15 protein-coding genes and 1 riboswitch are annotated in these 22,581 nt (G+C 64.8%); of the genes, 6 read left to right on the top strand and 9 right to left on the bottom strand.

The window, feature by feature from the left end:
- Window positions 1-113: 113 nt before the first annotated feature.
- The 9 genes from ACZZ0O_RS10525 to ACZZ0O_RS10485 form a co-directional block, all read right to left on the bottom strand.
- Window positions 114-1,652: a histidine-type phosphatase gene (locus ACZZ0O_RS10525; RefSeq protein ID WP_463590742.1), complete on the bottom strand. Its 1,539-nt coding sequence runs from the start codon at window positions 1,650-1,652 to the stop codon at window positions 114-116.
- On the bottom strand, window positions 1,642-4,416 hold the full coding sequence (locus ACZZ0O_RS10520) for a TonB-dependent receptor (RefSeq protein WP_463590741.1): 2,775 nt from the start codon (window positions 4,414-4,416) through the stop codon (window positions 1,642-1,644). The genes ACZZ0O_RS10525 and ACZZ0O_RS10520 overlap by 11 nt, the downstream gene beginning before the upstream one ends.
- Before the next feature lie 567 nt (window positions 4,417-4,983).
- On the bottom strand, window positions 4,984-6,240 hold the full coding sequence (locus ACZZ0O_RS10515; protein WP_463590740.1) for an OmpA family protein: 1,257 nt from the start codon (window positions 6,238-6,240) through the stop codon (window positions 4,984-4,986).
- A gap of 333 nt (window positions 6,241-6,573) precedes the next feature.
- Window positions 6,574-8,604 carry an esterase/lipase family protein gene (locus ACZZ0O_RS10510; protein WP_463590739.1) on the bottom strand — a complete coding sequence of 677 codons (2,031 nt, stop codon included), beginning with the start codon at window positions 8,602-8,604 and terminating at the stop codon, window positions 6,574-6,576.
- Window positions 8,604-9,641, bottom strand: coding sequence for an Lnb N-terminal periplasmic domain-containing protein (locus tag ACZZ0O_RS10505; protein WP_115553052.1), 1,038 nt, complete (start codon window positions 9,639-9,641; stop codon window positions 8,604-8,606). The genes ACZZ0O_RS10510 and ACZZ0O_RS10505 overlap by 1 nt, the downstream gene beginning before the upstream one ends.
- Window positions 9,638-10,210 (bottom strand): TetR/AcrR family transcriptional regulator, encoded by a 573-nt coding sequence (locus tag ACZZ0O_RS10500; RefSeq protein WP_115512493.1) that lies wholly within the window; start codon window positions 10,208-10,210, stop codon window positions 9,638-9,640. Before ACZZ0O_RS10500 ends, ACZZ0O_RS10505 begins: the two co-directional genes overlap by 4 nt.
- Before the next feature lie 80 nt (window positions 10,211-10,290).
- Complete coding sequence (ppc, locus tag ACZZ0O_RS10495) at window positions 10,291-13,005, bottom strand: phosphoenolpyruvate carboxylase (RefSeq protein ID WP_463590738.1); 2,715 nt, start codon at window positions 13,003-13,005, stop codon at window positions 10,291-10,293.
- A gap of 579 nt (window positions 13,006-13,584) precedes the next feature.
- A complete protein-coding gene (locus ACZZ0O_RS10490) occupies window positions 13,585-15,531 on the bottom strand; it encodes an alpha/beta hydrolase family protein (RefSeq protein WP_463590737.1) in 1,947 nt (648 codons plus the stop codon).
- On the bottom strand, window positions 15,532-16,149 hold the full coding sequence (locus ACZZ0O_RS10485) for a hypothetical protein (RefSeq protein ID WP_463590736.1): 618 nt from the start codon (window positions 16,147-16,149) through the stop codon (window positions 15,532-15,534). It abuts the gene before it with no gap.
- Between the two features lie 180 nt (window positions 16,150-16,329).
- Window positions 16,330-16,444: riboswitch (S-adenosyl-L-homocysteine riboswitch) on the top strand.
- 31 nt (window positions 16,445-16,475) lie between these two features.
- On the opposite strand from ACZZ0O_RS10485, the gene ahcY reads away from it, so the two are divergent.
- From ahcY to ACZZ0O_RS10455, 6 genes are all read left to right on the top strand, one after another.
- Entirely contained in the window at window positions 16,476-17,918 is a 1,443-nt protein-coding gene (gene ahcY / locus ACZZ0O_RS10480) for an adenosylhomocysteinase (protein ID WP_055850993.1), read from the top strand.
- Window positions 17,919-18,480: 562 nt separating this feature from the next.
- A complete protein-coding gene (locus ACZZ0O_RS10475; RefSeq protein ID WP_463590735.1) occupies window positions 18,481-18,765 on the top strand; it encodes a type II toxin -antitoxin system TacA 1-like antitoxin in 285 nt (94 codons plus the stop codon).
- A 27-nt stretch (window positions 18,766-18,792) separates the two neighbouring features.
- The gene (locus ACZZ0O_RS10470; protein ID WP_463590734.1) at window positions 18,793-19,065 is read left to right on the top strand and encodes a type II toxin-antitoxin system RelE/ParE family toxin; all 273 of its coding nucleotides are present in this window, start codon (window positions 18,793-18,795) and stop codon (window positions 19,063-19,065) included.
- A gap of 335 nt (window positions 19,066-19,400) precedes the next feature.
- Window positions 19,401-19,649: an SHOCT domain-containing protein gene (locus tag ACZZ0O_RS10465; RefSeq protein WP_463590733.1), complete on the top strand. Its 249-nt coding sequence runs from the start codon at window positions 19,401-19,403 to the stop codon at window positions 19,647-19,649.
- Window positions 19,650-20,479: 830 nt separating this feature from the next.
- Window positions 20,480-21,010 (top strand): lysozyme inhibitor LprI family protein, encoded by a 531-nt coding sequence (locus tag ACZZ0O_RS10460; protein ID WP_463602884.1) that lies wholly within the window; start codon window positions 20,480-20,482, stop codon window positions 21,008-21,010.
- A 33-nt stretch (window positions 21,011-21,043) separates the two neighbouring features.
- On the top strand, window positions 21,044-22,405 hold the full coding sequence (locus tag ACZZ0O_RS10455; protein WP_463590731.1) for an XVIPCD domain-containing protein: 1,362 nt from the start codon (window positions 21,044-21,046) through the stop codon (window positions 22,403-22,405).
- Window positions 22,406-22,581: the final 176 nt, after the last annotated feature.

Below are 22,581 nucleotides of genomic sequence, written 5' to 3'. Positions count from 1 at the left end.
CCTGCGGGAGAGGGGTTGGGGTGAGGGTGCGGGGCGGAGCCGCGCTGCACGGCACGTCCATTCGGTTGCTTCAGGCAGAAAGGCGCGCTTCAACCTGACATCGTACTCCGCACTTACGGATCCAGCTTCAGCTGTTGCTCCAGCGCCTGCGCAAACGCAGGCAATGGGCACGCCATGCGCTGTTCGGGCGCGCAGACATCCAGGGCCAGTTCCTGTTGCAGCGGTGGGTGTGCCAGGTCCAGAGGCGCCAGGGTGCGCAGTTGATCCAGCGATTGCGCCAGGTAGCGGGCACGCACCACGCGCGTTCCGTCGGGTTGCCGCCACAGGCCGAGCAGCAACGCACCGCCCGGTGGCGGGTCGTCGGCGCCGTAGCCGGGCAGATGGAAGTGCACGCCGAGCAGACTGCTCAGCGCGGCAATATGCGTGTCGCTGCCGACGAACACCGACAGCGTGGGCGACTGCGCGTCGCCGAACCGTTGCAGCACCTCGCGTGCCAGCGGTGCGCCGGAACGCTGCGCCATGTAGTGCGGGCGCGCGTAGATATCGAACAGCAGCGCATGCAGGCGCGAGACCTGCGCCAGGCGTTCGGGGGTGGCGCGGCCCCAGCCGACCTGCGACAGCGGCAGACCGTCGGCGTACTGCAGCAACAGCACCTCGCCGGTGCCGGAGGTCAGGTCGATCGGCCCGCCCAAGGCCAGTCCACGCCCATTGGCCGATGGCGCCAGCGTGGACGGCATGCGCGCAAAGTCGCAGGGCGTGCGTGTGCAGCCCAGGATCTGCTGCATTGCCTGCAACTCGGCCGCATGGCCCTGCAGCACTGCGGCAGGGCCGCCGGTCTGCTGCTGGATCGATGCCACTGCGGCAGCCGCATCGAACGGCACCGCGCCCGCCTCGATCGGCCGGAACAACGGGTCGTTACTGCCCGCCTCGCGGTGCCCGGCGACGATGCCGCAGCCGGGCGCCAATGCGTCGGCCAGCAAGGCACCGCTGTCGATGGTGCGCTGATCGGTGTTGGCCCAGACCGACACACTCCCCGCCGCCGGGCATCCCGTGTGCGGCAGCAGCGTCTGCTGCGTCAACCATTGACGCAGATACGCGCCGCTCAATCGCACCGCCTTGCGCCCGCGCGGAGTGAGCAGGCTGGCCGGGGTGGACCACTGCGGCCAGGGTTGGTCGGCGTACTGCGCGGCGGCCGCTTCACCCTGCAGCGGCGCACGCACGCCGTGGCGGAACACCACCACTACGCGTTCCAACTGCTCGGTCTGCCCCGGCTGCCGATCCGCGACGGCAGCGGCACCGCGGGAGTCAGCGGGCAATCGATCACTCGCACGACCTGCCAATGCGCTGCGCGTCGGCGATGCACAGCCACCCAACACCGCTGCAACCGTCAGCAGCAGGCAGACACCGGTGATCGCAAGCGCGCCACCACCATGCCGCCCCGGCGCTGCGCGTAGCGAAGGTGACACGATCCCCATCGCGTCACGCCCACCCGCGCCGCATCGCGCGGACCACAGCGGCTCCCCATCGCCAGCCAACGTCCCGCAGTGCGATGCGCCCTGCTCCGCGCTGTCGACCCATCCCGCAGCGGCGTTGTCGTGCTGCTGCACCTGCGCTGAGATGCCCCACCCTGCACGATCAGACTCAGAACACATATTTGGCGGTCACCAGGCTGGTCATGCCCGAATCGACGATGTCGGAAATCGCCGTGGTGTCGTGCCCCACATGCGCCCAATAGCTGTGCTGTTTGGTGAGGTTGGCAACCGACAGATCCACGCGCAGATGCTCGCTCGGCGCATAGCCCAGGTGCAGGTCCACGCGGGTGATCGGCTTGATCCACAGGTTGTCCCAGCGCGCGCCCTGATTGAGATAGTCGTACACCGACACGTATTCGCCAGAGTAGTGGTAGCTCAGATTGATCGACCACGGTCCCTTTTCGTAGAACAGCTCCGCGTTGGCGAGCAGGTTCGGGGCGTTCTGGATGCGTTCGTGCGCAAAGCCTGCTACGCCCAGATCCACGCGCGTGCTCTGTCGGGTGACATTGGCGCCGATGCCGAAGCCATCCAGTGGTGCGGGCAGGCCCTGGAAGGTCTGCCGCACGGCAGCTTCCATGCCTAGCACGCGGCCGTCGCCACCGTTTTGCGGACGCACGAAGCGCGTACTGGCAGTGCCGCTTTCGCCGGCATTGGCCGCATTGGAACCGCTCTCGTAGATGTAGTCGGTCAGGCGCTTGTAATAGCCGGCCAGCATCGCGTGACCGCCGGTGTCGTTCTGCCATTCGCCGGACAGATCCACATTGAGCGACTTGATCGGTTTCAGATCCGGGTTGCCTTCGGTGATGATGGTCTGGCCGTCGCTGGAAATATTCGTGGAGCGGCCACCGCCCAGCTGCACGAACGCTGGACGGGTGTAACTGGTCCACACCGAGCCGCGATACACCGCGCTGTCGCCCGCGGGCCGGTAGTTCACGAACACGCTCGGCAAGACCACGTTGTAACGCGTGTGGTTGTTGGCGAATGCGCCGACCTGCTCGGCCCCGTTGACGGCCGCCGGCTGCGCCCAGAACGTATTGGTGATGGCGGTATGTTCGAAGCGCACACCCGGCAGGATTTCCCAATCGCCGGTACGCAGTGTCGCCATCGCATAGGCAGCGCTGACTGCTTCGGTGGCGCGCATGGTGTTGCAGTTGAGGTTATTGACCGCCAGCTGCCCGCAACTATCAAAGCTGGCCGGCGTCAGCGTGCGTGCGATCAGGTCGTTGAGCGCGGCGTTGCTCAAGCGCACCGTGGGCAGTGCGTATTGCCCCGGATACACCGCATCGTAACGCTGCGCGATCAGCCCGGTGTCGCGCAACAAGGTGCCGTCGGTGTACTTGGCATTGGTCCAGTTACGATCGGTGAAGCTGCGCGAGCTGTCGACATACTTCACGCCGAACGCGATGCGGCTGAGCAGGCCGTCATCGAAATCGTAGCCCACATCGAACTTGCCGCCACCCTTGTCCTGGCCGCTGTACTGTTTGGAAAGTTGACCGGTACGGCGCGCGAACAGGCTTCCCACATCGGACGCCTGCGCCTGCATCGCCGGGGTCAGCAACGGGATCGGGAAGCCGTCGCCGTCGTAACTGATGAAGCGGTTGGCCCCGTAGGCGAAGTTGGTCGAGGTGTATTGATCGTTGCGTGCGGAAATTTCCACGTGATCCGGGCGATCGTTGTTGCCGGTGCCGTAGAAAATGTTCGGCGCGAACGTCCAATGCCCCAGTTGTTTTTCCGCACCCAGCTGGATGGTGGCAAGGTCTGCTTCTTCCGGGTTGGTTTCGTACCAGTAGCGCACTGCGACGCGATTGATCTGCGGCTGATACACACCACTGGTGCCGATCTGGGTGAAGCTGACATTGGCCGGCACGAACTGCGTGTAACCGGTGTTCTGCTCGGTCTTGGCGAAGGCGTAGGTCATGCGCGCATACAGATGCAGGCTGGGGTCCACACGCCAATCGAAGGCAGCATTGCCACCGTAGCGGCGGGTGTCGCCTTGCGAATACCCGATGTTGATGCCCGTGCTCTGCAGCACCTGTTGCGGGTCGCTCCCGGCGGCCAGATTGCCGCTGGCATCGGCACGCGCGAATTCCCAGGAACCATCGTTGCGCGCTGCCGACGCGCCGGCCACTTCGCTGTTGACGAAATGACGCTCGTCGTAATACGCGCTGACCGCTACACCAAATTGCCCGGCATCGCCAAAACGTGCATGCCAATCGCCGGCTGCGCCGCTTCCCAGTCCGGAATCGCCGTAATCGCGTGCGCGGCTCTCCATGCGTCCGCTCAAGGTCACGCTACCGCCCTGGCGATCGGACGAGTCGAAGGCGCTGGGCGTGCGGTAGTCGATGGTGCCGCCGATCGCATCACCATCCATGTCGGCGGTGGAGGTCTTGTTCAACACGATGGTCTGCAGCCCCGATGGCGGCAACAGACTCAATTGCACACCACGGCTATACGGCATGCCCTGTGCCACGTTGATGCCATTGATCAGGTTGACGTTGTATTCGGCATTGAGACCGCGCACCGACGAAAACATGCCTTCGCCACGCGCCGCGCCATCGATGCCGCCGAAATACGACTGCCCGGTGTTGATCACGTTGACGCCCGGCATCAGGCCCAATGCTTCGGCCACGTTGTGTACCGCAGTGGTCTTGAGATCGTCGGCCGACAACACGTTGACGGTGTTGGTCGCAGCCATCTGCATGTCGGTCGCGTTGTAACGGGTGGCGGCGACGGTGACCTTATCCAACGTGGCCATTTCGCCTTGCGCAGGGGTTGCGGCAGCCTGTGCGGATTGCGCGGCAGCATGGCCGCAAAAAATCGACAACGACACGCATAAGGCCTGCGACAAGCGCGAAGGACGCAGCAACGAACAACGAGCGATCATGATCAAATCCGATGGGTGCAGCAACGCACCATGGACTCAAGCCACGGCGGCGCCACCACGATGTGTGAGAGAGCGACGTGGCCTTTGGCAGCGGACCTACGTCACACCTGCAAGCAGGCGCCGCGCATGGTGGTGACGGCATATTTCAAAACCATGACGCACGCTACAGACATGACAAATGTGCGCAGCAAGCGCGCAAGTCGGCATAGTCGCTGGCGTATGGAAGCGTAGATCGCTGCCGGCATGCGCATACAGTTACTGGCGCGGGCGCACACGCGTCTTCGCAAAACGCGACATGACAATTCATGCTGCCGAGGCGGCATGAATTGTCAGCGATGCCTCTCGCAGCACGGTGCCTGCCGTGTTTGCAGACAGCACCCTAAATGCGGTTGAAGGTGTCTGTGGGCACACGCGATTACGTCACGTGCGGCGTCGCGGCCGACACGACGATGACGTCACGACCACCCTGCGCGGCAGTACGCGAAACCAGCATCGAGTGGCCGATACCGGCGCCGATGCAACGCGCACGCCCACCCGATACCGCTTACCTGATGCTGCAAGCCTCATTCACGAGCGCAAGAAGATCTCGACCCGCCGATTGAGCTGACGGCCCCCCGGATTGTCCTGCCCGTTGACGGTGTTGGGCGCCACCGGTTGCGATTCGCCATAGCCCTTTGCGCCGGCGCCCTGTGCGGCGCCGCGCGTGCGCAACGCGGCCAGTACCGCATTGGCCCGGCGCTCGGACAGCGACTGGTTGTAGGCGTCATCGCCCTTGGCATCGGTATGTCCGCGCACTTCCATCTCTTGGGTTGTCACCTTGCCGAGCGCGGCGGCCAGCGTGTCGAGCACGCGCGCGGCATCGGGGCGGATGTCGGACTTGTCGAAGTCGAACAGGATGCGGTCGTTCAAGGTGATCAGATAGCCGCACGCTGCGCCGGGCGGGGCGAACTTTTGCAGCGGTGGGAAGCGGCCGGCCGGCGGTACTTTCGGCAGCGGCGGCATGCGCACTTCGCGCGGCGGGGTGCCGACCGTGCCGGTGCCGTCGCCGCGGTTCTGCACCAGACCATCCGGCCCGTTCCAGGTGCCGGAGCCATCGGCGTTGATGGTGACCAGGCCGCGCGGCCCATTCCAGGTGCCGCTGCCATCGCCGTGATTGTCGATCAGGCCGCTCTTGTCGCTGTTCCAGGTGCCTGCGCCCTTGCCATTCAAACTGATCAGGCCGGCCGGGCCGTTGTAGGTGCCGCCGCCGTTGGACTGCACGTCGATGAGGGCGTCGTCGCCACCCTGCCCGGACGCGTTGATGGTGCCGCTGCCATCGGCATTGACGTTGACCAGTCCGCCATCGAAGTTGGCGGTACCACTGCCGTCGGCCTTGAGGTTGAACAGGCCGCCGTCGCCGTTGCGCAGCAGGTTGCCGTTGGCGTCCATGCTGGTAATGCCGGCATCGTTGATCAAGGTGCCGCCATCGCCGCAGCGCGCAGGTGCGACGCTGACGCCTTCGATCGGGTCGAGGATGTCCTGCAGCGAGGCCTCCAGCGCGCGTTGCGCCGGGGTCACGCCGACGATCTCGGGGATGACGATGGTGGGGATGGCCGGAAATTCCGGCACGCTGTCATCCGCTGCTGCCGGCGCATCCGGAGCGCGCGCAGCCTCGCTCGCCGCAGGTGCGGCAGCGGCAACACCGGCTGCATCCTTTGGACCTTCGCCACGGCCGCAACCAACCAGCAACAGGGGCACCCACAGCACTGCCGACAGCTTGCGCATCGTCTCTTCCTTGTTCGAGTCTGTACGAGACGTGCCTGATAGCACGAGCGCGGTAAACAAGGTGCTAAGGCCAGTGCGGATGCGTGCCGAGAGCAATGGCAGCGCTATCGGCCAGTGCTTGCGCACTATTGCTGCGCGACCGGAGACCGACCGAACGACCAGGCAGAGGCACGGCAGCGCGACAAGCGACAAGCGACAAGCGACAAGCGACAACACAAGGATGTTGTCAGAGGGGTAGCTGCTGGATGCAAGGCGGGCCACGACCATCAGGCGTCCGTCACGGATGTCGCACGCGTCACCAGGTGCAGTAGACCTGGCGCGCAGCTGCATTGCTGCTTCGCTGCGTTTGTCGGCAACTGCCCGCAGCGTCCAGTGATCGCGCGTGGCGTTCCCCTACAACATCGCAGGCGTCGCCGCGGGCACGGGCGTAGGCGACTGACCCTGCGCAGGCGCCTCGCCGGCTTCGGCTTGCAGCTGCGCATGCAGGATGCGGCGAATCTCCAGAATCGCCTGCGGAGTTTCCTGCACGCTGTGCCAGGAGGTCACCACCAGTTCGGACGCAGCGCCGTCCAGATGCGCGCTGCGATACGGCACCAGTCCATCGTCGGACTCGACCAGCGGCACCTGCGGTTTTTCGCGGCCGATGATGGTGTGGTACTGCACCTGTGGCGAGATCGGCAGATCCATCGTGGCGCGGACGAACGGGTCGGTATCGCGCAGGTTGTCGATACTGGTGGGCGGCAGCAGGCGGCCCTTGCGCTGGTATTGGCCGCCGTGCCCCTCACGCTCGCTGTTGGCCAGGTCCTGCAGCACATCGCCGAAGTGATCCAGCAAGGCAATCGGCAGCCGCACCAGCCGGCCGACGAAGCGCCCCAGTCCACCTTCGGCCAAAGGCGTGCCGCGGTGCGGTGCGGCGATGAAGATGGCGCGGTCGATCTGCGGCATTGGCGAAAAATGCAGCAATGGCGACAATTTCGCGCGCACCCGTGCGCCGCGCTCGCCCTCCAGCCGATAGTCCTGCAGCAGCGAATTCCACAGCTGTTCGCCGGACGCAGACACCAGCAAACGCCCGATCACCCCGCCCATGCTGTGGCCGATCAACACCATGTCGTGCGAAGCGATCGCGGTGCCGGACGGATCGAAGTGGCGCAGGCTGCGCTCCACCAATGCCTGGATTTCCGCACGATTGACCGCAATCGGCGCGTTGGTCGGGTAATACACCTGCCAGATCTGATACTGCTGACGCAGGGTTTCATCGCCCATCACTTCATTGGCCACGTTGACCCACGCTTCCGGGCTGCTGGCCAGCCCGTGCAGCATCAGCAGTACGCGGCGGTTGGGGTCGTAGGGCTGCATCAGATACAGATGCGGGCGATCGATGCCACGCGCGCTACCCAGCATCGAGCGCAGCGATTGCGCGGCAAAGCCCGACTTGGCCAGCCACAGCCCGTAGGCGGCGGTGAAGTTGGCCGCCAGCGGTACATGCTGACCATGCAGCACCACCTCGTTCTGGCGATACGGGTCGTACGGCACCACGGTCACCGCATCGGTCCGCAACACCGCATCCAGGGTGTCGCCATCGAAGCGCAACAACAGCGTTGCCGGTGCGTACGGCATCTCGCTGAAGGTCGGCAGCGGGCGTTCGGGCGAGGTACTTGCGGGGACGGCTTGCTGCAAGGCGAGCCCGGCCGGGTCGCCGACCACCTGGGGGTCCACTTCGGCCACCAGTTCGGCACCGAAGCCATCGCGGCGGTAAGTGCTGCGTAATCCATTGAAGCGCAGCGCCGAAGCGGCAAAGATCGCACGCGGCGTGTTGCCGCCACCGGGCAGCCGATACGCGGACATGTCGACGGCCACCTGCCAACGGCCCACCTGCGTCGGTGTGGGCACGGTGTCGCCGGCCTGCTGGGCGCGCGTAAACAAACGCTCGACCACCTGCTGCACGGCGTAGTTGTAGTAGTCGCGCACCTGCGTCTGGCGGTTTTCGAATGCGCGCGCACTCGGCGCACGCGCGGTAAAGAACAGATAGGCGTAGGCATGCCGCGCGGCTTCCAGCCAGGCCTGCACCGCTGCGTCGCTCATCTGCGCCGGGTGGCGACCACTCAGGTCGATCGCGTGCGCGGTCCACAATTCGGCTTGCGTGGCGAGGCGGCGCTCATCGCCGATACCCGCCACATTCGTGAGCTGCTGCACGCAAGGCAGCGGTTGCTTGCGGCACGTCTTGGGTTGCAGCCCAGCCACCTGCAAGGTCTCGCTGCCGGCCTGACTGAGCGCACCGGTGCTGAGCACATCGCCGCGCGTCTGCGCGATGTAGTCGCCGCTGTTGCGCGATTGCACCGTGACCATCGCGCAGCCGCTCAACCACATGCACATCAGTACCGCCGCCAACCCCATGGCGGCGCGACGCAGACGCCTGTGCAACATCACCGCGCTGCACTCGTCGACGCGCCGGGCGCTGGCGCCTGCGGCATGCCGGCGCGGATGCGTTTGGAAAAGTCCACCGCGGTGTCGGCGGCGATGGCACGCGCGGTGAAATGTCCACGCTGCTTCAACGTCGCAAAGTCGTAACCCGGCATCAGCCCGTGATGGTCGTACGCATATTCATCGGCGTAGCCGGACAGCAGCAAGCGGTGATCCAGCGGCAAGGTGGGCTGCAACTGGCGCACCAGCGCGAACACGATGGTGGTGCAATTGCTGGTCAGCGTGTTGTAGAAGGCCGGCTTGCGATTCAAATCGTTGGCCAGCCCCACGTAGCCCATGAACATGCGGCGCAGGCCGGCCTTGGGAATGGCCAGGCGATACAGATACATATCTTCGCCACGCGCATTGGTGCGCACGCGCAGGATGTCGCGCTCGTCGGCGGCCACCAGGGTTTCTTCGAAGCTGCGAAAGAAGCCGCCCACCGCAGAAAACGACTCGCCGCGCTCCTTGCGGATTTCCAGCGAAAACACCACGTGCGAGCCATCGTCGAAGCCGAACGACACCAGCGTGTGCGCAATCGCCGGGCCCATCCAGTACGACAACGCCAGATCGGCGCTGACCAGGCGATCCAGATCGTACTGGCGGGTTTCCCAACGCGGGACGTAGTTGGTTTCGCTATGCCAATCGAAATTACGCACGTTGTGCAGGGTGACGATATTGCCGTGCACCTCCGGTTGCAGACGCTGGGCGACATCGTCGGCCCAGTCGCGGTCCTGGCTGGGCTGCATGAACCCCCACGACACCGCCAGCACCACGAACGCGGCACCGAAGATGCCCACCAGGGCCCAGTTTTCGCGGCCACGGCGCAAGCCCCACAACGCGGCCAGCGCCATCGCGCACCACGATGCCACCCAGCCGCCACGCACCAAGGCGTTGCCGGTGAGCGCGAAATAGATCGCCAGGCCGCCCCACAGCGCCGCCAACACCAGCAGCGCGCGCAGCGCCCAGCGGCCGATCACCGCGCGGGTGGCCGGTGTCATCGAGTGCCGCCTTCCGGCACGTGCATGCCCAGCGCGTGCATCAGCAGGTCCGCCGAGCGATGCGCCAGACGTTTGCGTTCCGCTTCGTCGTGACCGCGCAGGCAGCTGCCCAGCATGTCGATCACCAGCAGCAGTTGCTCGTCGTCGACATCGGCCCGGCACAGGCCGGCGTCGCGGGCGCGGTGCACGAACGGCAGGAAGATCGCCACCGCGCGCCGGTCGGCCGCTTCCACCGCCGGGTTTGCGCGCTCCATCGAGCGCCAGAAATCCACCAGCGGCGCAGACTGGGCGATGTGCTCGGCCACGTCGTGCAGCAACACGGCCAACCCATCCGGTCGGTCGGCCAGATCGGCGGCCAAGCGCTCCAGGCCATCCAGCCCGCGCGCCATCAAGGCGGTCATCAGTGCCTCGCGGTCCGGGAAATTGCGGTACAGGGTGGCGCGGCCAAGGCCGGCACGCTCCACCACCAGTTCCAACGGGGCATTGACGCCGTGTTCGCTGAACACTTCGTCGGCTGCATCGAGAATCTGCCGGCGGCGAAGCGCGGCATCAGGGCGGGGAGTCGTCATCCCGGCATTATCGGACAGATTTGTCCGTTAACGCCAGAGTCCGCTTGACGATTCCGCCCCTTCTCCGACCAACGGTCGGATCAGCCGGTGTTCTGCACGCCTTGCGAGACACCGTTGACGCAGGCGACCAGCGCGCGCAGCAAGTCGTCGTCTTCGCCATCGGTGGCACGCCAGCGTTGCAGCAGGTCGACTTGCAACACGCTGATCGGGTCGATGTAGGGGTTGCGCAGGCGGATCGACAACGCCAGCCGCGTGTCGTGCTGCAGCAACGATTGCTGTTGCAGCAGCGCCTTGACCCAGCGCTTGGTCAGCGCCAGTTCGTCGCGAATCTGCGGGAAAAACCGCGTGTGCAGGTCGCCCGACAAGCGCGAGAACAGTTCGGCGATATTGAGGTCGCCCTTGGACAGCACCATCGCGATGTCGTCCAGGAAGGTGCGGAAGAACGGCCAGTCCTGCGCCATCTCGCGCAAGCTGTCTTCATGCCCGGCATCCACCGCCGCCTGCAAGCCGCTGCCCACGCCGTACCACCCCGGAATCACCGCACGCGCCTGGCTCCAGGCAAACACCCACGGAATCGCGCGCAGATTCGACAGCGCCGCGTCCTGGCCCAAGCGACGCGATGGACGCGAGCCCAGCGTCATGCGTTCGATCACATCGATCGGCGTGGCCAGACGGAAGTACTGCATGAAATCCGGCGCGCCGACGAAGGCGCGATACGCCACCGTGCTGCGTTCGGCAACCAGATCCATCACCGGCCGCCAGTTGTCCTCGCGCGGCTCGGGTGCGCGCGGACGCAGGCTGGACAACAACACCGCGCCGGTCATCTGCTCAAGCGAGCGCAATGCCAGCGCACGAATACCGTACTTGCGATGGATCACCTCGCCCTGCTCGGTGACACGCAAACGACCATCGACGCTGCCGCGCGGCGCGGCATCCAGCGCGCGGCTGGTCTTGCCGCCGCCACGGGCGATCGAGCCGCCGCGGCCATGGAAAAACGTGAGACGCACACCAAGTTCGGCGGCTGCTTCCAGCAGCTCGACCTGCGCGCGCTGCAGACCCCAGCGCGAGGCCGCGATGCCGCCGTCCTTGCCGCTGTCCGAATAGCCCAGCATCACCATCTGTGTATCGCCACGCGCGGCCAAGTGCTGGCGGTATACCGGATCGGCCAGCAGGTCCTGCACGGTACCGGTACCGCCACGCAGATCGTCCACGGTTTCGAACAGCGGCACGATATCCAGCGGCACTGCACCGGCGTCATCGACCAGGCCACCACGCCGCGCCAGGGCGAGCACGGTGAGCACATCGGCGCGGTTATGCGCCATCGAGATGATGTAACTGCCCAGCGCATCGGCGCCGTGGCGCGTGCGTGCATCGGCAAGTGCGGCGAACACCGCATCTAGCCGCGCGTTGCCTTCATCGTCCACTTGCGGCAATGCCTGTTCGCCGGACGCGTACGGGCCCAGCAGCGCGGCGCGCTGTGTGGCGTCCTGCGCGTCCCAGTCGTCCTGGCCCAAGGCATCGGCCACCGCGTGTGCATGCACGCTCGATTCCTGACGCACATCCAGCCGCGCCAGATGGAACCCGAAGCTGCGCACGCGCCACAACAGCCGGCGCACCGCAAACCAACCGGCGTGCAGACCCTTGTTGGCCTGCAGGCTGTCCAGGATCAGTTGCAGATCGTGTTCCAGCTCCGATGGTGCGCCGTAGGCGCCATCGGCGTCGTCCAGCGTGGCCTGCAGACGCGCGCGCATCAGATCGTTGAGCAGCCGGTACGGCATGTCGCCGTGGCGTGGGCGCGAGCGTGCGGCAGCGTCCGGCAGCAAGGCACGGTAATGCTCCAGTTGCGCGTTCAGCGCCGGGCTCACCGCCACCAGCGTGGTCGACTGGCTGAGCAGACTGGCCAGTTGCCAGAGTTCTTTCTGATAGCGGTCCAGCACCGCGCGGCGCTGCGCATCCAGCGTGCCGGCGATGGTAGTGGCATCCACATTGGGATTGCCGTCCATATCGCCGCCCACCCAGGTGCCGAAGCGCAGCAGGCGCGGCAGCGTCGGCACGCTGCCGTAGGTTTCTTCGATGGCGTGTTCGAGGGTTTCGTACATCACCGGGATGACGCGATAGAGCACCTGGGTGAGATAGAACCCAACGTGCTCGCGTTCGTCGTCCACGGTGGGACGCACCGGCGAGGAGTCGGCGGTCTGCCACGAAGCAGTCAGAGCCATCCGGAAGCGCGCCGCATCGCTGGCGCGCTCGTTGGGCGTGCGCATGCCGTCGAGGTTGTCGACCAGGCTGGCGACCATCAGCTGTTCTTTTTCCAGCAGCGCGCGGCGTACCGCTTCGGTGGGATGCGCGGTGAAGACCGGCTCCACGTCGATGCGCGGCAACCACTCGCTGAGTTCTTCAAGCGTCACGCCCTGCGCCTTGAGCCGGCGCAAGGCATCGTGCAGGCCATCGGGCTGCGGCGTATCGATGCCGCTGCGCTGGTACTCGCGGCGGCGGCGGATACGATGCACGCGCTCGGCGATGTTGACCACCTGAAAATACGTGCTGAAAGCCCGCACCAGCGACTCGGCATCGCGCGGCTCACGCCCGGTCAGCTGCTCGCTCAGCGTGGAGGGCGGCGCATCGCTCTCGCGCCGCGCAATGGCGGTGGTACGGACGCGTTCGATTTCATCGAGGAATTCCGCAGACACCTGCTCGGCGAGCAGATCGCCAACCAGTGCACCCAGGCGACGCACATCGTCGCGCAAGGGAAGATCGGGGGTAGCGAACACAAGACTGCTGCGGTACTCGTTCATCGGAAACGCACACCCTCATCAAAGCGCAAAGTCGTCGAAGACTAACCCAAAAGGATTAGAGGGTTGCGACAAGCGCGACGGTTTCAGCACGAACCATCGCACCCAAGCACGACGACTTGCGTAGCAGCGCACCCGGCCGCGATGAGGCGTGATCGACGCACTCTCCGATCGCGCACGCCGACGCAAGCCTGCAGCGCACTTCCGCACGACACCCCACACGCATCCTGCGAACACATAGGCAACCGCCCTCGTAGGAGCGCACCCGGGCGCGACGAGGCGTGATCGACGCACTCTCCGATCGCGCACGCCGACGCACGCGTGCAGCGCCCCTCCGCACTACACGCCACCCGCATCCTGCGAACACATAGGCAACCGCCTTCGTAGGAGCGCACCCGGGCGCGACGAGGCGTGATCGACGCACTCTCCGATCACGCACGCCAACGCACGCTTGCAGCGCCACTCCGCACTACACGCCACACGCATCCTGCGACCACATAGGCACCGCCCTCGTAGGAGCGCACCCGGGCGCGACGAGGCTTGATCGGTAACACCTCATCGCGCGCAGCTCCGCACCCTCGATCAACGCGTGCGCGGAGCACCCTTCTCCTTCACCGGCTCGCCAAGATTGTTCTGCAACCACTGCTCGCTCTCGGCCAGCATCTGCAGGATCGACTGCCGCGCGCGGTAGGCGTGCGATTCGTTGGGCAGCATCACCAGCTTCGCGGTGCCGCCCAGGCCCTTGATCGCGGCGAACATGCGCTCGCTCTGGATCGGAAACGTGCCGGTGTTGTTGTCGTCCTGGCCGTGGATCAGCAGCAGTGGGTCTTTGATCTTGTCGGCGTAGTTGAACGGCGACATCGCCTGATACACCGATTGCGCCTGCCAGTAGTTGCGTTCTTCGGCCTGGAAACCGAACGGGGTGAGCGTGCGGTTGTACGCGCCGCTGCGGGCGATACCGGCCTTGAACAGGCGCGTGTGCGCGAGCAGATTCGCGGTCATGAAAGCGCCATACGAATGCCCGCCGATGGCGATGCGCGCGCGGTCGGTAACCCCGCGTCGCACCACTTCATCCACCGCCGCCTGCGCATCGGCGATCAGCTGCGGCACGTAGGTGTCGTTGGGTTCGGCATCGCCTTCGCCGACGATCGGCATGGTCGGGTTGTTGAGCACCACATAGCCGATCGCCAGAAATGCCTGCGGGCCCCAATAGCTGATCGCATTGAAACGGTACGGCGAGTCGGTGACCTGGCTGGCGGTGTCGGCGCTTTTGAACTCGCCCGGGTAGGCCCACATCAGCAGCGGCCGCGGGCCGTCGCGTTTGGGGTCGTAACCGGGCGGCAGCAACAACGTGGCGGTGAGGTCCACGCCATCGGCACGCTTGTAGCGGATCTGCTCCTTCTGCACGCCACGCAACTGCGGCAATGGATGTGCGAACTGCGTCAACGCACGCGGTGCAGGCGCCGCATCGCCCAGTGCCTGCACGAAGTAGTTGGCCGGTTCTTCAGGCGATTCGCGGCTGAGCAGCAGCTGCGTGCCTTGCGCATCCAGCAGGGCCAGGGGCGCGGAATAGGTGGGTGCCTGCGAATGGAACACCCGTGTGGCGCGCTTGCTTTGCAGATCGAAGCGATCCACAAACGGGCGATCGCCTTCCGGCGAGGCACCCTTGCCGAGCAGGAACAGGCTATTGCCATCGGCGCTGGTCTGCAGCAGCGTGCGCCCCTTGCCGTCGGCCACCGTCGCCGGGGTTCCCGGGTCGTTGTAACGGTCCTGCGAGGAGCGGTCCCACAGCAGTTCGGGCGCTTGCTTGGGCTGATCGGGGGCGATGCGCCATTGTTTGATGCGGCGGGTCTTCCACCAGCTTTCGCTCAGGATCGCCAGATCGCCACGGCCCCACTGGATGCCTTCGAATCGGCTTCCCAGCTGCGCCAGCGTCAACGGCGCACGCGTGAATGGCGCGGCCTGCATCCGCACCGCATCGCGGATCTTGCTCTCGCGTGCCGGGTCGCCGCCGTCCTGTGCTTCGGCCCACACCAGCGTGGCCGGCGCATCGGCACGCCAGGCGATATCGCGCACGCCGGTGGGCACCGCGTCGTTGCCGGTCGGCAAGCCTTCCACCAAGGGCAACTGGGCGATCTGGCGCACCAGCTTGCCCTGCAGATCCAACACCTCGATACGTCGGGCGAAGTTGTCCACCGGCACCAGGTACGAGAACGGCCGCTCGCTGCGTTCGCTCAGGATGTAACGGCCATCCGGCGATACCGAGAGGTTGAGGTAGATGCCGGGCGCGGCAATCGGGCGCACCTGCCCGCTCACCGTGACGATGATCGGCTGACCGGTGGCGTAGTGCTCGAACACGCGCGCATCGGCCTCGTTGCGCAGCAGGTCCTGATAGGTCGGCAGCGAGCGCACTCCGGCCGCGGCGCTGGTCTGCTGGATCGCCGGGCCGTCCGGTGTCGCATCGCGCGCGGGCGGTGCACCCTGCCCGTCCACTTGCCGTTGCAGCAGCAACCCGCTGCCATCGGGCAATCAGCGCAGCTCGCCGTTGACGCTGGTGTTCAAGCCGGCCACCAGGCGCTGCGCCTGCCCGGCGGCCACGTCCACCAGCCACAGCTCGTTGGCGCCGCTGGCGGCATCTTCGCGACGGAACGCCAGATAGCGCTGATCCGGCGACCAGCTCTGGTCCGCCAACGACAACGGCGACGGCAGGCCGGCAATCTGGCGCTCGCTCCCGTCCGCCACCGCCAGCAGCCACAGCTTGCTGGCGAAGGAGAAGCGGCTGGCCGCATGGGTCTTGGGGTGGATGCGCACGCCCGCCAGCTTGAGCTCGGGCTGGGCCACTTCGGCAATATCCGGCAGTGCCGGCAATTGCAGCATCGCGGCCAGGTCGCGTTTGGGCGACAACTGCAGAAGCGGCGCGCGCGGCGCATCCACTACCGCTTGCAAGGCCTTGGAGGGCAGCCGATAACCGCTGCTTGCCGCTGCCGCTGCCGCTGGCGGTGATGCCGGCACGCCGGAAGCCGAGGCCAGCAGCGGCGCACTCAGGACCGTCAGCAACAGCGCACGCGCCAGCGCCCGGCCGGTCACCACACCACCGAGCGGATGGCCGCCGGGCCTGGCGAGCGGCGACGCATCGAGCGCCGGCATGCCGCGCCCTTCATCACCGTGCCGGTACCCGTGGCGCGCTTTCCGTTTGGCCTGCATGTCCGTTCCCCGCTCTGGATCGACCCCGGACCATAGCAGCCGTCCGTCGGCCGCTCCCCCTGCCGTTGGTTGGGGTGTGCGGCAATTCATGCCGGACGGGGGTGCTGCCGATATAATCAGACCCTCGTCGAGGGGCGCTGCGACCGCTATGGCAGATCGATCTGCCAACTGCACCAACCGTGCAGATACATACGGCCAGGCTCGACAGGGATTTCTCGTTCAACGGCGCCCGGAATTGCAGACATTCGTCTGCCTACCGGAGCAATTGCATGAACGCTGTCGCAAAAACCGCTGCAAACGACGACTTCAAGGTCGCCGACCTCTCCCTGGCCGATTGGGGCCGCAAGGAGCTGGACATCGCCGAGCACGAGATGCCGGGCCTGATGTCGATCCGCCGCAAGCACGCCACCAGCAAGCCGCTGAAGGACGTGCGCATCACCGGCTCGTTGCACATGACCATCCAGACCGCCGTGCTGATCGAAACGCTCAAGGACATCGGCGCCAACGTGCGCTGGGCCTCGTGCAACATCTTCTCCACCCAGGATCACGCTGCCGCCGCCATTGCGGTGAGCGGCACGCCGGTGTTTGCCTGGAAGGGCGAGACGCTGGAAGAGTATTGGGACTGCACCCTGGACGCGCTGACCTTCACCCTGCCCGACGGCACCCAGACCGGCCCGGAGCTGGTGGTAGACGACGGCGGCGACGTCACCCTGCTGATCCACAAGGGCTATGAGCTCGAAAACGGCAGCACCTGGGTCGACGAACCGGCGTCTTCGCACGAAGAAGGCGTGATCAAGGCGCTGCTCAAGCGCGTGGCCGTCGAGCGCCCGGGTTACTGGGCCCGCGTGGTCAAGGACTGGAAGGGCGTCTCCGAAGAGACCACCACCGGCGTGCACCGCCTGTACCAGATCGCCGAGGCCGGCAAGCTGCTGATCCCGGCCATCAACGTCAACGACTCGGTCACCAAGAGCAAGTTCGACAACCTCTACGGCTGCCGCGAGTCGCTGGCCGATGGCCTGAAGCGCGCGATGGACGTGATGCTGGCCGGCAAGGTCGCCGTGGTCTGCGGCTACGGTGACGTGGGCAAGGGCAGCGCCGCGTCGCTGCGTAACTATGGCGCCCGCGTCATCGTGACCGAGATCGACCCGATCTGCGCTCTGCAGGCGTCGATGGAAGGCTACGAGGTCAACACCATCGAATCCACCCTGGGCCGTGGCGACATCTATGTCACCACCACCGGCAACAAGGACATCATCACCGTCGAGCACCTGCAGGCGATGAAGGACCAGGCCATCGTGTGCAACATCGGCCACTTCGACAACGAGATCCAGGTCGATGCGCTGAATGCACTCAAGGGCGTGGAGAAGATCAACATCAAGCCGCAGGTCGACAAGTACGTGTTCGGCAACGGTAACGCGATCTTCCTGCTGGCCGACGGCCGCCTGGTGAACCTGGGCTGCGCCACCGGCCACCCGAGCTTCGTGATGTCCAACTCGTTCGCCAACCAAACCCTGGCGCAGATCGACCTGTGGGAAAAGCGCGACACCTACGAGAAGAAGGTCTACATCCTGCCCAAGCACCTGGACGAGGAAGTGGCCCGCCTGCACCTGGAAAAGATCGGCGTCAAGCTGACCACCCTGACCAAGGACCAGGCCGATTATCTCGGCGTGGACGTGGCCGGCCCGTACAAGCCGGATCATTATCGTTACTGAGTGATGGGGCGAGTGATCGCCCTTGCAACGATTTGAAACAGACGGGCGCCGCAAGGTGCCCGTTTTTTTATGAGATCAGCAGACCAAACACGCCGTGATTGGTGCTGCCAGCAGCGCTGCGCAAAAGCGGAAGGAGTACCGCGCGACCCGGCGCCTGTCGAACGGCAGTGCGACCTTGCGCGTTGAAGGCCAAGAGATGATGTACATGCAGCGCTAAGGAAACTCTGAACAAATCTTTCATAGGCTTCCGATCAATGCCTTGGACAGACTAAATCACGCGCAAGTGCTTGATTTTAAGCGCCGGCGATTGTCGTGACTAGGCTAGATTGCAACTCTCTCTCGCTGGGCAACGAGTTATTCAGAGGTTCCCTAATGCAAGACGGTCTCCAGGAACGCGCTTCACTCGCCATCCCCGCGCACCGGCAACACCTCCCCGATATAGAGCGTCTCCGGCAATCCTGCTGCGCAAAACCGCGCTCTCCGGCCCGCTGACTGAGTGCTCGGCCCCCTGTATCACATTGGTGCTACGTTTCACGCGAACCGCAACGCCTTGGAGCGCCGCATGAGCACCACCACCATCCGCCTGCCGGAAGCGCTCAAGGCCCGCGTCGCCAAGGCCGCAGAAGCGGCCGGCACCACGGCGTACAACTTCATCCTGGAAGCCATCGCCGAGAAGGCCGAACTGGCGGAGCGTCGCGCCGACTTCCACGCCCAGGCCGATCAGCGTTGGTCCGAATTTCTGGAGACGGGTGAGACCATTCCGTGGGACGAGGCGCGCACCTATTTCAAGGCCCGGGTCGCAGGAAAGCCTGCGAAGCGGCCGGTGGCGCGCAAGCTGGAAAGCTGAGGTGACACACATCCGCCTTGTCCAGGCGTGATCGAGGATCTGGAGCGGATCGACGCGCATTTGCGCGACCATGAGAGCGTGCATGCAGCAGAAAGAGCCGAGGAGATCGTCAGCGCGTTCGATGTGCTGGCAGGCAATCCGTTGATCGGCCGACCGGTGCATGCAGACCACAGCGAACTGGTGATGGGCCGCGTCTCGCACAGGTACGTGGCGTCGTATCGCTATGTGGATGTAACCGATGCGGTGATCGTGATGGCGCTGCGCGCGCAACGCGAGGCCGACTATGCACGCGACGCATGAAACCGTGGCCGACATCCGCAGTGCATTCGTAGGCAACCAGTCGCACTTGTTTCGCCGACCCCCGGATGCATGAAACACCAGCGCCGTGACCACCAACATGGTTGCCGATTTATATTGTTCTGCCAGAATTCCACGACGCACCTGTAGCAGTCGCGGTCAAACGGTACGGCCAAGCCGCCCTCTGCTCCAGCGCGTCACACAGCGTGACCCGCGCCGTAGGGATCTCTTCCGGCGCCGTGGTGTAACGTACAGCCCAGGAGTGGCGTGGCCTTGCCTGCACACCACTGCGGCAAAGCGAGTCGCCCGCTTTCACCCCATCTCAAAAAGGACATCGCATGGGTAACTTAAGCATCTGGCATTGGATCGTTGTTCTGGTATTTTTTGGCATGATCGCTGCCGTCATCAGCATCATCGTCTGGGCCGTCAAACGCGCATCACGCAAGCCTGGTGCAATTGCAGGAAATACGACAGCGGCGACGACCACGCAATCCCGGCTGGACGAACTCAATCGGCTCAAATCGCAGCAGCTGATTACCGACGCCGAATACACCCAGCGCCGCGCCCAGATCCTTAGCGAACTGTAAGCGAGGGTCGCACCCGGTGAATCATGTCAGTGCGGTGCTGGATCACCAGATCCATGTCGTATGCGCGCCCGGCGCCGTCTATCAGCAGCTACTGATGCAAGGTACTGCAACGAATGACGGCATCGCACTGGACTTTCGTACACCCCAGCAGCAGGCCGCAATGTTCAGCCTGCTGCATTCGCTGCAACTTCCGTTTGCCTATGCACCCGCGGGCTGGCCACGGCCACCGGCCGCCATCTTCGCGCAGCTCAGATAGCAGGGGTTGGTGCATGGCGACATCATCACGGTGACCTGGGCTACGCCTCACATACCTGTGCTGGGCATTGGCTGATATTGCATCTAAGCAAAGAAGGGCACCTTTAGCTGCTCATTTTGCGGTTTGGGTAACCGATCAACGTGCCGTCAGACAGCCGACTTCCTCGCATGTAGGTCCTGCAATCTCGACAAAGATGATCGCGTCCGGGTGGTAGGCTAATTGGCTAGCCACCGGGCGCGGTAGCCATGGCGCTTACGTCCGAAAGTTCGACCGATACCCCGCCGCCCACAGGATGCGCCAGGACGCCCACCACCAAAGGAAAGACAATGCAGCGCAGCACAACCCAACACATTACCCGGGCAAGCAAACCCGTGATGTCCCTTTGCCTGCTGGCGCTGTTGGCGGCCTGCACATCGCCGTCCAGCGACGCCCAGGCGACCAGCACTGCCGACAAGACCGGCAGCGTCGCCGCAGATGCCAGTACCGCCCCCCCGCCTGCGCGGCTGCAACTAACGCCTCACCAGTGCAGGCAATGGTCTGCAAGGACCCGGCCCTGGCGCGTCTGGACACTGACTTGGCCAAGGCCAGCGCGACCGCGCGTGACACGCTCGATGCCGCAGGCAAGGCGAAACTGCAGTCAGAACAAGAACACTGGCAGCAGCACACCCGTGACCTCTGCGCTGACGCACAGTGCCTGAAGCAGGTCTACGCCGACCGCATCCAAATCATGTCGGCCACCCGCACCGCGTTGGCCGACCAGGCTAGCTGTGTTGCAGTGGAAGGACAGAAGGACTGCGTGGACGTGATGAAACTGCGCGACGCCAACAGCCAATTAGCCAATTTCAACACACTGATGGGCCAGAATTCCCAGAAGGGCACTCTGATTGGCTGCACGGCAGCGACCAACCTGTCTGCGGGGACTGCGGGCGGCAATGATCTGTTTGCCGCCAATTGCACACTGCAGAGCGCGGCCGGCAAGAGCAACGTACAGGTCTGCAGCAACCAAATGATAGGAAACTTTGTAGTCGAACCGGCCCCGGCCGCCTACGGCGACAAAGCCGTCGCGCAACTGGTGGCTTTCACACAGCAGCACTGCGCCGGCTGAACCCCGCTCCCGCCCACCCGAAGGAACACCACCATGGCAACGGAATCCACGATCACTCGCGAGCAGCTGAGCACGCTCTATCTGAATACCGAACTGGGAGGCAATACGCGCCACCTAGACCACTTCTCGTACGCCCAGAAGGGCAGCAGCACGTACTCCTTCGGGCTGGTGCAGTTCGATGTGGGCAGGAACCCTCAGGCGCAACGCTTCCTGCGCGACAACGGTTTCAACACCGATGACATCGGCCTGCTTTCCCAGCAAGGCGGCCTGAGCAGCCAGCAACTGAGCGCGCTGGATGCAAAATTGCAGGCCATTCCCAAGGCCACCATCGACCAGTTCACCAACACCAAACTGGACAGTGCGATCGAACGCGTGGACGACGCGATTACACGCGTTCGTGCAACCAATCCTGCCGCTGCCGATGCCATCGCTGCGAACCCGGAATTGCAGCTGGCCATGGCTGACTACGACAACCAGTTCGGCAGCATGGGGCCGCAGTTCGTCAGCTACCTGGCCGGCAATGAAGTCACGCTGCAAGGCGGCAAGATTCACGCCGGCAATCCGCCGACCCGCGCCGATGTGCAGACCTTCGTTGAATCGACCAAATACGGCATCGAGTCGCCGGGCGCAGTCACTAGTCGTGATGCACGCTTCGACACCGCGATGACCCAGATGGGTATCACGCCCACTGCCACACCCTCGCATGATTCACCCTCAACGCCAGGCGCGCCGGCGGCGGGCGCAGTGCTGGTCAGCGGTGCGCGCGGTGACAACGTACAGGCCATGCAGCAGAAACTCGCCGACCTGGGCTACCTGGGTAAGGATGGCGCGCCACTGGTGCCCGACGGGCACTTCGGTTCCAGCACCTTGCAGGCGGTGCAGCAGTTCCAGAGCGACCATCAGCTGACCGTGGACGGCAAGGTCGGGCGCGGCACGCTCAGCGCCCTGGATGCCGCCGTCCAACAACAGGCGGAGCAGGCACAGAAAGTCGCCGAGCCGACCATGGCAACCCCGGGACATCCAGACAACCCCCGCTTCCAGCAGGCCGCGGAAAAACTCGAAACGTTGGAAGAGCAGCGTCGCCAGGGCGGCCTAACGCCGCTGTTCAAGGATCGCGACCAACTGGAGAACGCGGCAGGACAGGTGGCCTTTGAATCCAAGGTCGCCGGCATGAGCAGAATCGATACGGTGGTAGCGCGCCTGGATAACCAGGGCTTGTTCGCAGTGCAGGGCCAGCCGAACGATCCTGCTGCCCAGCGTACCTATATCGACTTTTCGCAGGCGGTGAATCACGACCTGCAGTCGAGTACACGGCAGAGCCAGGCACTGGATGCAGACCCACAACAGCGGCAGGCACAGGAACAGATGCAGACCCAGCACGCGCCATCGCGCTGACAAGCCGGGTCTCGATTGAACACAGAACGGGCGCTTGGGGCGCCCGTTCTGTGTTTACGTCACATGCCATGCACTGCGTATCTGCAGTTAAGGCTAAGCACTGCGGGTCTGGTGCAGGTTCACGCGCTACGGGGATGTCCTTGCCCCAATGCTGCTACATCGCTATATGCCCGTCC

This window comes from Xanthomonas sp. AC360 (assembly GCF_979258225.1).
This window is presented reverse-complemented; position numbering and strand designations above follow the sequence as displayed.

Excerpts from the sequence above, each read along its gene's own strand:
- ACZZ0O_RS10525 (WP_463590742.1), bottom strand. The coding sequence starts at position 1,652 with ATGTGTTCTGAGTCTGATCGTGCAGGGTGGGGCATCTCAGCGCAGGTG.
- ACZZ0O_RS10520 (WP_463590741.1), bottom strand. The coding sequence starts at position 4,416 with ATGATCGCTCGTTGTTCGTTGCTGCGTCCTTCGCGCTTGTCGCAGGCC.
- ACZZ0O_RS10510 (WP_463590739.1), bottom strand. The coding sequence starts at position 8,604 with ATGTTGCACAGGCGTCTGCGTCGCGCCGCCATGGGGTTGGCGGCGGTA.
- ACZZ0O_RS10505 (WP_115553052.1), bottom strand. The coding sequence starts at position 9,641 with ATGACACCGGCCACCCGCGCGGTGATCGGCCGCTGGGCGCTGCGCGCG.
- ACZZ0O_RS10500 (WP_115512493.1), bottom strand. The coding sequence starts at position 10,210 with ATGACGACTCCCCGCCCTGATGCCGCGCTTCGCCGCCGGCAGATTCTC.
- ppc (WP_463590738.1), bottom strand. The coding sequence starts at position 13,005 with ATGAACGAGTACCGCAGCAGTCTTGTGTTCGCTACCCCCGATCTTCCC.
- ACZZ0O_RS10485 (WP_463590736.1), bottom strand. The coding sequence starts at position 16,149 with ATGCCGGCGCTCGATGCGTCGCCGCTCGCCAGGCCCGGCGGCCATCCG.
- ahcY (WP_055850993.1), top strand. The coding sequence starts at position 16,476 with ATGAACGCTGTCGCAAAAACCGCTGCAAACGACGACTTCAAGGTCGCC.
- ACZZ0O_RS10475 (WP_463590735.1), top strand. The coding sequence starts at position 18,481 with ATGAGCACCACCACCATCCGCCTGCCGGAAGCGCTCAAGGCCCGCGTC.
- ACZZ0O_RS10465 (WP_463590733.1), top strand. The coding sequence starts at position 19,401 with ATGGGTAACTTAAGCATCTGGCATTGGATCGTTGTTCTGGTATTTTTT.
- ACZZ0O_RS10455 (WP_463590731.1), top strand. The coding sequence starts at position 21,044 with ATGGCAACGGAATCCACGATCACTCGCGAGCAGCTGAGCACGCTCTAT.